An 11,705-nucleotide genomic window follows, 5' to 3' on the forward strand; every position below is an offset into this window, starting at 1 on the left:
TATGGAAGTCCCGGTGTGCGTTGCCCGGTGCAAACAGCCTGCACATCCCTCTCCGTTTTTCAATTGTTATATTTTACCATTTAAATTCTGCTTTGTTCTTTTGCTTTATTCAATATGCTGTATTTCCGATCCGATGTCAATGAGCCGTCCAAAATTTGGTTTTAATACACGCTTTTTTTACCACTTCCGGTTAATTCCAGCAAAACATACCCGCACACAATTGAAATGCGGAGGATGCCATCATGTCTATGGTGAAAAAATTAGCCTATTTGAAAAAGCGGGACGGGATCACCTCGGAGACCGTGGCCGCCCGCTCCGGCATTCCGATCGGCACCTTGAATAAGATCCTCAACGGCCAGACCAAGAGCCCCTCTCTGCCCGCTCTGCGCGCCCTGGCCGCGTGCTTCCAGGTCTCCACCCGCTATTTGATGGACGACACCATCCCTCTGGAGTGCGATACCGGGGTTTACAGCGAGGAGGACGGCTTTCTCTTCCTGAACCGGGAGGAGTCCATCCTGTTTCAGCGCTACCGGAGCCTGGCGCCCTGCGACCGCAAGGCGCTGATCTCCGCGCTGGAGCAGTTCAGCCAGCCGGTCGTCCCCTCCGGCCCCGTTCTGTCCCAGCGTCTCCTCCCCTGCTATCTCCCCGTCTCCAACCCGGGGGGCGGGTCCATGGGGCACCAGTTCCAGACCAAGCTGGTCCAGGCCGACGCCCACTCCCTGGCCGCCGCGGCCGATTTTGCTCTGCTGCTGTCCGACACCTCCCTGGAGCCCGCCTTCCACCCGGGCCACATTCTTCTCTTGCAGTACGGCAGGGTGTCCAACGGGCAGCTGGGACTCTTTTCCGTCCACGGCGACTGCTACATCCGCTATCTGTCTATCCGAAGCGGGATTTGCAGACTCATCCCCATCAACAACTCTGCACGCTCCATCACCCTCTCCTCCCCCGACGATCTGACCCACTGGGGCAGTGTCCTGGGCTCCCTGGACCCAAAGCGCTGGAAGTGGTGCTGATTTCCATACCTTACACCGCGGGCCGCAGCCGGAACTGGCTGCGGCCCACGATCTTTTCTCCGCTCTTTCCGGCTTTCACAGAAGATTTACAAATGTTTCAGGGTAATTTCAGCCTCCTGCCGTACCATAGATCTGCCGGATGCCCTCCAAGGGCATCCGGGCAGAGCACCGCAACAAGGAGGACGACATGCTGTGATCGAAGTGCGCAACCTGGTCAAGCGGTATGGGAATCACGTGGCCGTGGACCACTTGAGCTTCACCATACCAGACGGCCAAATTTTCGGATTTCTGGGCCCAAACGGGGCCGGGAAGTCCACCACCATGAATCTGATGACCGGCTATCTGGGCGCCACCGAGGGAGATGTGCTGGTGGACGGCCACGCCATCTCCCAGGAACCGGAGACCGTCAAGCGCTCCATTGGATACCTGCCCGAGATACCGCCCCTCTACCCCGATATGGTTGTGGAGGAATACCTTCTCTTTGCCGCCCACCTCAAGAGAATCCCCAAACAGGAGCGGGAGGAGCAGGTGATGCAGGTCATGGAGATGACGGGGACCGAATCCGTGTCGGGGCGGCTGATCCGGAACCTCTCCAAGGGCTACCGCCAGCGTGTGGGCCTGGCCCAGGCCCTGCTCGGCTTCCCCCGCGTCCTCATTCTGGATGAGCCCACGGTGGGCCTGGACCCCAAACAGATCCTGGAGATCCGCACCCTGATCCGCCGTCTTTCCAAAGAGCACACCGTCATTTTAAGCTCCCATATCCTCTCCGAAATCCAGGAGATGTGTGACCATCTGCTCATCATCCACCACGGAAAGCAGGTGGCCGCCGGAGCCGCCGACGCGCTGGAGCGGGAGCTCACCGGGGACCCCGCCCTCCACCTCACCCTCCGCGCCCCGGAGGCCCGGGCCAAGGCCCTGCTCGGCGGCCTGCCGGGGATCTCCTCCGTCACGCCCTGTCCGGCAGAAACGCCCGGCTGCGCCTCCTTCCGCCTGGAGCAGGCCTCCGGCCACGACGTCCGGGAGGCCCTCTTTTATGCCTGCGCCCGGGCAAACCTTCCCATTCTGGAGCTGCGCCAGGACCGGGTGACCCTGGAGGATCTCTTCCTCCAGCTCACCGCGGAGGAGCCCGCCGCTCCCCACCCGTCGAAGGGAGGAGCATCCGCATGACTGCCATCTATCAGCGCGAACTGCGCGCCTATTTTACCTCCATGACCGGCTACGTCTTTCTGGCCGCACTGGTCTTTTTTACCGGGATCTATTTTATGGCATACAACCTGTTCAACGGATTTCCCCGGTTTTCCTACGCCCTGATGAGTTTGACCACCATCCTCATGTTCACCATTCCCATCCTCACCATGCGCTCCATGGCGGAGGACCGGCGCAGCCGCACGGACCAGCTTCTCCTCACCGCTCCGCTCTCGCTGACCGGCGTGGTGATGGGGAAATACCTGGCCATGGTGACCGTTTTCTTTTTCCCGGTCTTTCTGGCCGCCTTCTGTCCCCTGATCATCGCCGCCCACGGGGAGTCCTTTCTGGCCTCGGACTACGCCTCCCTGCTGGCCTTCTTTCTGATGGGGTGTACCTTCCTCGCCATCGGCATGTTCCTCTCCGCCCTCACCGAGAGCCAGATCATCGCCGCGGTGGGCACCTTTGTCCTGCTCCTGCTGCTCTTTCTCTGGGACGATCTGACCGGCTTCCTTCCCGGTGTTCTGGGCGAAGTGCTGTCCGCCTTTTCCTTCACGCAGGCCTTCTATAATTTCGCCCTGTATGACGTGTTCGATCTGGGCGGGCTGGTCCTGTATCTGTCCATGGCGGCCCTCTTTGTCTTTTTGACCATCCAGACGCTCCAGAAGCGCCGCTGGTCCTGAGAGGAGGTTCTGCCATGAAACGGATTCCCTTTCGTATCCCCTCCCCCCGGCTGGTATCCCTCCGGCGGGGCGGCTACCTGGCCGTCGTCACCGCCGCGGCCATTGCCATCGTTCTATTCCTCAACCTCATCGTGGGCCAGCTGCCCACCCATCTCAAGGAGCTGGACCTGAGCGACAACCAGCTCTATGAGATCAGCGATACCTCCCGGGACTTTGCTGATGTGCGATAAAGAAGTAACAGAAGTGTAAAAAATTTTGCCGTTCCTATCCGGCACTTAGCTCTTGTGTCGGATAGGTCGGGCGTTTATTCGGGCAAGTCCACCTTGCCAACAAAAGAATAATAAATCTCAATGTCCTGTCTGCGGGTCTTGTTCTCGTCATAGCTGCACTCATGCACAACGATTTTCTCTACAAACTCCCGCAGCAGAGTAGGGGTAAGTTCTTCAAAGCTGGTATGCCGCCGGACAACATTCATAAACTTTTCTGCGTTCACGGTGGCTTCCTGTGCTTTGGAAAGCTCCGCTTGGATAGCAGCGGCTCTTTCTTTCAGCTCCCGTTGTTCTGCTTCATAGTCTGCCGACAGCTCTGTGAAACGCTCGTCTGATATACGCCCGGTCACGCTGTCCTCATACAGCCGCTTGAAGATAGCGGATAACTCGGCTATGCGTTTCTCGGCGGCTTCCAGCTCCTTTTTCTTGGCGGCGTTCCTGCGCTTGCCCCCGTCCTCGTTCTGCTCAATCAAGAGCTTCATAAACCGGGCTTCATGCTTTGCCGCATAGCTGGTCACTTTCCGCAGATTAGAGAGTACACCAGCGGTCAAGAGGTCGGTGCGGATAAAGTGCGCCGTACAGTCATGGGTGCGCTTCTTGTAGCTGCCGCAGATATAACAGTCCTGCTTGCGCTTGTCCGTCTGGTATCGCTGCTGATACATGACGCTGCCGCAGTCTGCACAGAACAGTATGCCGGAGAACAAGCCCACTTCATCATAACGGTTGGGGCGTTTGCGCTGCTTGCGAAGCTCCTGCACCCGTTCCCATGTCTGGGTGTCTATGATAGGCTCGTGGTGGTTCTCGAAAATCACTTGCTTTTCCGGGGGATTTTCTACACTGTGCTTGACTTTGTAAGAAAGTTTTTCCGTCTTGAAGTTTACCAGACAGCCCGTGTATTCCCTGTTTTCAAGGAGATGTGCGACAGTATTGGTCGCCCACTTGCACTCATAGCCGGGGTGGTAGCGGCGTGTGCTTCCCGTCCTGCGGTATTCCAGCGTCCCCGGCGTGGGGATTTGCTGCTCTGTGAGCATACGGGCTATCTTGGTCGGACCATTCCCGGCAAGGCAGAGGTTGTATATCTGCTTGACTACGGGTGCGGCTTCCTCGTCAATGATAAAATTTTCGTCCTCGTCCATGAGGTAGCCATACACAGGTTTGCTTGTGATGGGCTTGCCACTCATGCCTTTTGAGCGTTTTACTGCTTTGATTTTCTTGCTCGTATCTCTCACCAGCCATTCGTTAAAAATATTCCGCAGCGGGGCAAAGTCATTGTCGCCCTGTGCGCTGTCCACTCCGTCATTGATAGCGATGAAGCGGACGCCTTTCTGTGGGAAAATCATTTCTGTGTACATTCCCACTTGCAGGTAGTTTCGCCCTAACCTCGACATATCTTCTTGTGTCAAGTAGGGACTAAAAAAATTTTGAGAATTTACAAGCCGTTCATAGGTGGACAACCACCCGTGAACGGCTTGCGTTTCTCTATGCTCTTTTGCCGTTCTTTGTGCGACGTTTCTTATACGCCGCTTCAAACGCCTCCATCATCGGAGTGACCGGAAGCTCGTTGTCAGGCTTGGACAGATACTCGAACCGGATGCCGTTCTCCCGGAACTTTCGCTCAAACCTCATGAAAGAGGAAGTGTCCCGGCTGATTCGCGAGGTGTCGCGGGTGAGGATCGTACCGATGTCCTGACGCTTTGCTTCATTCAGCAGGAAGTTCATGATACCTTCCGTATGGACGCCGGAGATGCCGTCTGCCGCCACAGCAGCAGCCACCTCATAGCCTTTGTCCTTCGCATAGCGTTCCAGCTCTTCCCGCTGGTCTGCTGCCGCAAGCTGATCCGCACAGGCAACGCGGATATAAAGAAATACTTTCATTTGGTTTCTCCTTCTGAGGTAGTGAGGAAGTCCTTGACCTTCCAGACGATTTCTATGTTGTCAAGATCGTAAATGTAGACCGCAGAAATGAATGCGTGGGTCAGCTCATAGGTCAGAGCTTTGCAGTCGGCGTACTGTTCGCAGACCGCATCCAGCTTTTCATCTGAACAGGCGGTCTCGGAGTCAAGCTCCTTCATCCGCTCGTGACTGCGCTGGATTGCTCCATCGTTTTCAGCAATCTTCACATCCGCTGCCGCCTTCTGCTGAATGTACGCCTCCTTCGTGATGCTTCCGGCTGCATACTTCTCGTAGAGCCTCAGCTTGGACGCCTTGTGCTGCTCGTTCTGCTTTTGCAGAGTGCGGATTTTATCAGCACATTCCTTGATGGCAGATTTCCGCAGATCACCGACTTCGCGGTTCTGTATTGCTTCCTTCTGTGCCAAAGCAAGAAACTGAGTAAGGGCATGGAAGACAACCTTCTCAATATCCATTTCCGGAAAGCTCCTGCCAACCGGACAGTCTGTGTTTCCGTTGTTGACCGAGTGAATGCACTGGAAGTATCGAATGCCAGCCTTGTTCTTTCGGCGTGTCATAGCACGTTTACAGTTACCGCAGCGGACGAGTCCCTTGAGCGGATAGTCATGCTGCTTGCGCGTGGGATTCCGTCCTCCGCCTCGAATGACCTTCTGAGCAAGCTCAAAGTCTTCCTTGCTGATAATAGCTTCATGCGTTCCTTCTACGATAATCGGCTCATTGACAACACGCTTTTTTGAGCCGACACCGCAGGACTTCATTTTGCGGCTGACCAGTGTTCCGGTGTAAACAAGGTTCTTGAGAATGTTATAGACCATCACGGTTTCCCAACTGATTTTCTCGCTCATGTTACTGAACTTCTTCTTGTCGGGATGCTTGCTCTTGAAGTATTGCCCCGGCGTCGGGATGCCTTCATCATTCAGGCTGCGGGCGATCTGAGAGGTGTTGCTGCCTTCCAGCGCCTCGCGGAAAATACGACGGATCACATCAGCCGCCTCCGGGTCTACGGCAAGTTTGTTCCGAATGGTGGGATGCAGGACGTAGCCGTATGGGGCGTAGCCACCGACATACTTGCCCTGCTTCATCATCTGGATTTTTGCCGATGTGGTCTTTACGGAAAGGTCTTTGCTGTATGCGGCGTAGATGATGCTGCGCATAACCACTTCCAGACCGCCCGTTGTGCCTTTGTAATCGTCGCTGTCATAGCCGTCGTTGATGGAAATAAAGCGGACGCCCATGAATGGAAAAGTGCATTCCAGATAGTTTCCCGTTTCAATGTAGTCACGAGAAAAGCGGGAAAAGTCTTTGACGCAGATCAGATCGATTTCGCCGCGCTTGACCTTCTCCATCATCTGCGTGAACTGAGGACGGTGAAAGTTCGTGCCGGTATAACCGTCATCCGCAAACTCAGACCGCTGACAGTGAGACAACTCCGGATGATTGTCGAGAAAGCGATTGATGAGCATACGCTGGTTGCCGATGCTGTCACTTTCCGCCTTGCTGCCATAGCCGGTATCTTCATCAGCCATTGAGAGGCGGATGTAGATGCCGATGTTGTATTCCTTGCTCATTTACATCGCCTCCTGTACTTCCTTGATACTCTGAACGGTCAGAGCGTAAATATCGCCGTATTTCATGACCAGCTCGATTGAGCCGTCCTCATGGACTTTCACAAGCTCTACGGACTCGTCAACTAACTCCTGAGAGAGTTTTGCTGCGCCGCTGGCAGATTTCATCAGCGTGAGCCACTTATTGTCCTCGGACATTGCCTCGGCAAACTTTACCTTCCGCTGAACCGCTTCATCCAACCGCCGTGAAAGATCGACATACTGCTCATCGTAGGCTTTCTTGGCAAAGGCGTATTCCTCTTCATCGAGAACGCCTTCCGTGAAGTCCTCATAGAGACGGGTACGCTTCTTGGAAATACCGCTGAGTTTCAGATTCAGGCTTGTAATGAGCGCATTCTGCTGATCTCGGATGCTGCGTTCACCTTCGCTGTTTCTCAGTTTGGCAAGCAGCTTGTCGTAATTGAGAGCCGCCTTGACTTGAAGCTGAATCGCCGCAAGCACATCGGCTTCGAGTTTGTCCTGCCGCGTATAGTGTGGCGTACAGAGATTGCCGCGCTTGACGGATGAACTGCACTCATAGAAGGCGTACCATGCGCCGTCCTTGCGCTTGTCAACGCGCTTGCGATGGAAGTAGAGCTTTTTGCCGCAGTCTGCGCAGACGATTTTGCCTTCAAAGAGATTGATCAGCGTAGCGCGGATTTCTTCCGTGCGCTCCATCTTCTCAACCCTTGTCCTTGCAGCAGCGTTCCGCATTTCTCGTACCTTCTGGAAGTCCTCACGGGAGATAATCGCCTCGTGAGTATTGGGAAAAACAATCCATTCCTCACGGTCAATGTGCTGATTCTTGACGCCCTTGTAGATGGCGTTCAGCGTCCGTCCGAGAACGGTATCTCCGACGTAATGGGGATTATCCAGAATGGTAGTCAGTGAAGACTTGTTCCAAATCTTCTTTGCCGTAGCATTGCCTGTGCGGACGCCGACCTGATACTTCTGAAACTCCGGATTGGGCGCGTTCATTGCATCAAGCCGGTCTGCAATCGCAGGAAGGGACAGTCCTTCAATTTTCCATTGGAAAATCTTCCGGACAATCGGTGCGGTTTCTTCATCGAAAACCATATTGCTGTGTTCTTCATCCCAGCGATAACCATACGGGAGATTGCGCTTCTTGAACTCTCCACTTTCCATCTGTGCTTTGAGCGCAGTAGAAACCTTGCGGGAGATGTCCTTCGAGTAAAGGGTGTTGATCATGTTTTGCAGAGGGATAATGAGGCTTTCGCCGGAGCCGTCCGTATCAAAGTTGTCGTAGTTCTCTTTGATGGCGATAAACCGAAGCCCGATCTGCGGAAAGACCCGTTCCAGATAGGTTCCAGCCTCGATGTAGTCACGCCCGAACCGGCTGAGATCACGAACTACAAGGCACTTGATCCTGCCGGTGCGGATGTCGTTCATCAGCCGGTTGAACTCCGGTCTATCAAAAACCGTTCCTGTTCGTCCGTTGTCCACATAGGTATCTATCAGATTCAGGTAGGGACGCTCTGCAATGTAGGACTTGCAAATCTCAATCTGATTTGCGATGACATCCACCTTTTCGGACTTGCCGCTGTTTTCAACGGAAAGACGGGCATAGATGGCTGTTGAGAAGACCTCGGAAGAAACACATTCGATAACCGGCTCTTCGACTGCAATTTGCTTTCTGCTTTTTCTTGCCATTTGCTCATCCCTCCTTTATACGGCAATATCCAGTTCATCGGCATAGCCGAGAACGTATTCAATCGTCTGCTGGTATTCGTCCCTGTATTTGAAGACGATTTCGATTGCATGGTCTTCGTGAATCAGAATGCGGTCAACAAGGGACATCAGCACACGGCGGTTCAGTTCTTCGACGTTTTCATACTGCTTGAAAAGCGTTACCCAGTTCCGTTCGGTCGTGCCGGTTGTCACCGTCTGCTTCATTTCTTTTTTGACCCGCAGAAGTGCCTCCTGTTTGTCCTCAATGATTTTGGTGTAGCTGCTGCGGAACTCGAAGTATTCCGATTTATCAATGACGCCGCCGATGAAGTTCTCGTAAAGCCCCAGCTTGAGCTTTTGGTACCGTTCAATCTCTTCCTCGATTTTGGCGATCTGAGCTTCGTAATTGAAAGCCTTACGGCTCTGAGGCGGAAGCCGTTCTATCATCGCAAGCGCGTGTTCCAGATTGATGACAAGCTCGATCTGGTCATGAATGGCACGGAAGACCTTCTCTTCAACCTCTTTTGCGGCGATGCTGTGCGGGCTGCACGTCCGGGTGTGCTTATTGGTGGAGCAGACGTAGTAGATATACTTTTTCGTCTTCGACGGGACGGTCTTGCGGATCATTGGCTGCTGACAGTCTCCGCAGAACAGGAAGCCGGAAAACAGATGCGCTTCGTCCTGATCGGGCGAACAGCGCATATCCCGCTGCATCATGACCTTGACTGCCATGAAGTCCTCGTAGGACACAAGAGCTTCATGCGCATTTTCTACCTTGACCCACTCGGATTCATCCTTGCTTTTCACAACGCGGACTTTGTAGTTGGGAGTGCCGCGCTTGCCTTGCGCCAGAACGCCGATATAAACCTCGTTGGTGAGAATACGCTGGACGGCTTTGTATGTCCATTTTGCGGTATCGCCGGTTTTGAAGACGGTATCGAACTTTACACCGGCGGAATGCTTGTATTCCATTGGGGACAGGACGCCCATCTGGTTCAGACGCTTTGCAATGCGCCCAATGGAGAAGCCGTCCTTGTACATGGAAAAGATCATCTGCACATATTCGCTGACCGCTTCATCCACGATGAGCTGGTTTTTGTTCTCCGGCGATTTCATGTAGCCGTAAGGGGCGAACGAACCGACGAACTCACCGCTCTTCTGCTTGACTTCCAGACTGCTTCGAATTTTCATGGAGATGTCCTTGCAGTAAGAATCGTTAATCAAGTTTTTGAACGGGATAACAAAGGAGTCGGACTGCGGATCACCGGTCAGACTGTCATACGCATCATTGATTGCGATGAAACGTATGCCGAGCTGCGGGAATATCTTCTCAATGTAACGTCCGCCGTCGATGTAGTTTCTTGAGAAGCGGCTGAGATCCTTGACTACAATGCAGTCAAGCGCACCCTTGCGGATTGCCTCTTCCAGCTTTTTGAACTGAGGACGATTGAAGGAAACGCCGCTGTAACCGTCATCCACAAACGGCTCACAGACAAGCTCCAAATCCTCATGTCTTGCGATATAGTCCTCGCAGATGGCTCTCTGGCTGGCGATGGAGTTGCTTTCTACTTTGTCTCCATCCTCACGGGACAGACGGCAGTAGATCGCCGTGCGGTAAACCTTGTCTGGCATAAAAATAACCTCCGTTTTTCTGTTTGGTGTGGTACATCAAATCAGAAAGACGAAGGCTTGCTTCAACTCTTATGAAGAGGAACACGAAAACGCCACATGACCATCAAGGCAAGCGGCTTAATCCGTATTCTTCTTTTTTTGACCGATTAAATTATACCACAGGCTCAATCGCTTGTCCATAGAACCGGGCGAAAAGATTCAGACTGTTCATAAATCAAAGACCTCTCAGATAGTGTTCCAGACAATCTTCCATTGTCGTATCCGTCTCGGTGAAGCTGATCTTCACCACAGTTTTTCCGTCCAGATAACAATAGGGATTTCTGATCTGCTTAATGAACTCCCTCAGCCTGTCCTCTCGCGATGCCGCAGGATCAAGCCGGATGCTGCTTCTCTGAACGAGTGTGCTTCGGTCAACCGTTTTCGGGCTGACATTTTTCATTGTTTCAATGCCCATCATATTCTAAGCACCTCCTGTTTCGTGAAAATATTCAGGACAAAAGGATATGGCAGAGCATCTTGTGAAGATACCCTGCCACATAGTTTTCATCCTGAAACTATATAGTAAGTTTCTTTTGGGTTTGTTTCATTGTCCGGCATATTTGCAGCACGCGCCCCTGCCAGAAGAACTTTGCAGTTCCGGGAATGCTGCGGACTACCAATGGTCAATCGGTATCATGGGACTCTCACCCCTCCGAGGATCGCTCCGAGCCGCCCATTCAAAGAAAAGACGGAAGTATCATTATACCCGGCATCTGCATCGTCGCAAGCAGCCGCACCACACGACTGTTATAGCTCTCCGGAGGTCGCTCACTCCCTTTCGGGAGGTCTTGGCGTCGGAAGCTGTGTTGCTTCGCAGAAGCGGAAAGATCCGCAGCACTGAACTATTCAGTTTTCAAGGAGCAGTGAAGTGGTCTGATTGACCCTTTCACTTTACAACGGACATCTTTTTGCCGTTTGTTGAGTACCGCTCAAAAAATTCTTTGAAATTTTTTCTGCACCGCTGCTTTGAGGTCAAATGCAGCTCTGATGCCGATGCCTTTCCTTCGGGCAAACTCTCGAAGAGTCAGTCCTTCACGGGTCATCGCAAGATACAATTCGCGCTGCTTCTCGGTCAGAATGGAAAGAAGCTCCTTCTCTTTGAGGGCGGTAATCAGTTCCTCCATGCAGTCGCGGGAGTCTGCCAGCCATGCAGCGGACTTCACATCGTCCTTCGGCATAGCGTCAAGGGACAGCACGGTATCAGAAATTTTCTCTGCGCCGTCCTCATCCTCAGAGGTGTTGTCAGAGCCATACGAGCGTCTGATCCGCTTTTCCTCTGCGCGAAGGATTCTCATAACCTTGCGGTCAACCTCGGAAACTTCGCCGGTTCGTTTCACGCGCACCATGCACTTGCCGTCCTCCGTAGTCCAGAGGTCGTAATCGAACGCGATAGGGGTCTTAGGGATTTTCATTGTTCATCCTTTCCGCTGCGCGGGAGCAGCGGGAAGGGTGAAGACAGAAAAAGAGCCGCATGACGGTGAGGTTTGAATCCCATGCCGATAAAACAGAGCAATTAAACTCTGTCTCATGCGGCATTAGGATGACTTCACCTATCAGGCGGCTCCACAGCTCAGCTATGACATATATTTTATTTTAGAACAGAGGCTTGTCCTCCGGTTTTTACTTGGTACGCGGTCGCAGTCTTCTCATATTCAGCACATCAAAGACTGTGATCCGCCC

Annotated in this window: 10 protein-coding genes and 1 pseudogene; 4 read left to right on the forward strand and 7 right to left on the reverse strand. The window is 53.2% G+C overall.

Annotation, left to right across the window (positions count from 1 at the left end):
- Positions 1–242: 242 nt before the first annotated feature.
- The 4 genes from I2C21_RS17450 (at position 243) to I2C21_RS10335 (ending at position 3,111) form a co-directional block, all read left to right on the forward strand.
- Positions 243–1,013 carry a LexA family transcriptional regulator gene (locus I2C21_RS17450; RefSeq protein WP_193538435.1) on the forward strand — a complete coding sequence of 257 codons (771 nt, stop codon included), beginning with the start codon at positions 243–245 and terminating at the stop codon, positions 1,011–1,013.
- A 192-nt stretch (positions 1,014–1,205) separates the two neighbouring features.
- On the forward strand, positions 1,206–2,180 hold the full coding sequence (locus I2C21_RS10325; protein ID WP_195279223.1) for an ABC transporter ATP-binding protein: 975 nt from the start codon (positions 1,206–1,208) through the stop codon (positions 2,178–2,180).
- The gene (locus I2C21_RS10330; protein WP_195279224.1) at positions 2,177–2,881 is read left to right on the forward strand and encodes an ABC transporter permease; all 705 of its coding nucleotides are present in this window, start codon (positions 2,177–2,179) and stop codon (positions 2,879–2,881) included. The genes I2C21_RS10325 and I2C21_RS10330 overlap by 4 nt, the downstream gene beginning before the upstream one ends.
- Before the next feature lie 14 nt (positions 2,882–2,895).
- Positions 2,896–3,111: a hypothetical protein gene (locus tag I2C21_RS10335; RefSeq protein ID WP_195279225.1), complete on the forward strand. Its 216-nt coding sequence runs from the start codon at positions 2,896–2,898 to the stop codon at positions 3,109–3,111.
- 74 nt (positions 3,112–3,185) lie between these two features.
- On the opposite strand, the pseudogene I2C21_RS10340 reads toward I2C21_RS10335, so the two are convergent.
- The 7 genes and pseudogenes from I2C21_RS10340 to I2C21_RS10370 form a co-directional block, all read right to left on the reverse strand.
- Positions 3,186–4,544: pseudogene (locus tag I2C21_RS10340) on the reverse strand (recombinase family protein); the annotation flags it as partial.
- Between the two features lie 85 nt (positions 4,545–4,629).
- Complete coding sequence (locus I2C21_RS10345; RefSeq protein WP_005934733.1) at positions 4,630–5,025, reverse strand: recombinase family protein; 396 nt, start codon at positions 5,023–5,025, stop codon at positions 4,630–4,632.
- The gene (locus I2C21_RS10350) at positions 5,022–6,629 is read right to left on the reverse strand and encodes a recombinase family protein (RefSeq protein ID WP_076917480.1); all 1,608 of its coding nucleotides are present in this window, start codon (positions 6,627–6,629) and stop codon (positions 5,022–5,024) included. Before I2C21_RS10350 ends, I2C21_RS10345 begins: the two co-directional genes overlap by 4 nt.
- On the reverse strand, positions 6,630–8,336 hold the full coding sequence (locus tag I2C21_RS10355; protein WP_113999249.1) for a recombinase family protein: 1,707 nt from the start codon (positions 8,334–8,336) through the stop codon (positions 6,630–6,632). It lies immediately after the preceding gene.
- Between the two features lie 15 nt (positions 8,337–8,351).
- A complete protein-coding gene (locus I2C21_RS10360; protein ID WP_195279226.1) occupies positions 8,352–9,986 on the reverse strand; it encodes a recombinase family protein in 1,635 nt (544 codons plus the stop codon).
- Between the two features lie 214 nt (positions 9,987–10,200).
- Complete coding sequence (locus I2C21_RS10365) at positions 10,201–10,443, reverse strand: DUF6870 family protein (protein ID WP_195279227.1); 243 nt, start codon at positions 10,441–10,443, stop codon at positions 10,201–10,203.
- 511 nt (positions 10,444–10,954) lie between these two features.
- On the reverse strand, positions 10,955–11,437 hold the full coding sequence (locus I2C21_RS10370; protein WP_195279228.1) for a hypothetical protein: 483 nt from the start codon (positions 11,435–11,437) through the stop codon (positions 10,955–10,957).
- Between the last annotated feature and the right edge of the window lie 268 nt (positions 11,438–11,705).

It is taken from the genome of Clostridium sp. J1101437_171009_A5, from assembly GCF_015547905.1.
GTDB classification, from domain to species: Bacteria; Bacillota; Clostridia; order Oscillospirales; family Oscillospiraceae; genus Pseudoflavonifractor_A; species Pseudoflavonifractor_A gallinarum.

Coding starts and splice junctions, on each gene's coding strand:
- I2C21_RS10350 (WP_076917480.1), bottom strand. CDS start 6,629: ATGAGCAAGGAATACAACATCGGCATCTACATCCGCCTCTCAATGGCT.
- I2C21_RS10335 (WP_195279225.1), top strand. CDS start 2,896: ATGAAACGGATTCCCTTTCGTATCCCCTCCCCCCGGCTGGTATCCCTC.
- I2C21_RS10365 (WP_195279227.1), bottom strand. CDS start 10,443: ATGATGGGCATTGAAACAATGAAAAATGTCAGCCCGAAAACGGTTGAC.
- I2C21_RS10330 (WP_195279224.1), top strand. CDS start 2,177: ATGACTGCCATCTATCAGCGCGAACTGCGCGCCTATTTTACCTCCATG.
- I2C21_RS10360 (WP_195279226.1), bottom strand. CDS start 9,986: ATGCCAGACAAGGTTTACCGCACGGCGATCTACTGCCGTCTGTCCCGT.
- I2C21_RS10345 (WP_005934733.1), bottom strand. CDS start 5,025: ATGAAAGTATTTCTTTATATCCGCGTTGCCTGTGCGGATCAGCTTGCG.
- I2C21_RS17450 (WP_193538435.1), top strand. CDS start 243: ATGTCTATGGTGAAAAAATTAGCCTATTTGAAAAAGCGGGACGGGATC.
- I2C21_RS10370 (WP_195279228.1), bottom strand. CDS start 11,437: ATGAAAATCCCTAAGACCCCTATCGCGTTCGATTACGACCTCTGGACT.
- I2C21_RS10355 (WP_113999249.1), bottom strand. CDS start 8,336: ATGGCAAGAAAAAGCAGAAAGCAAATTGCAGTCGAAGAGCCGGTTATC.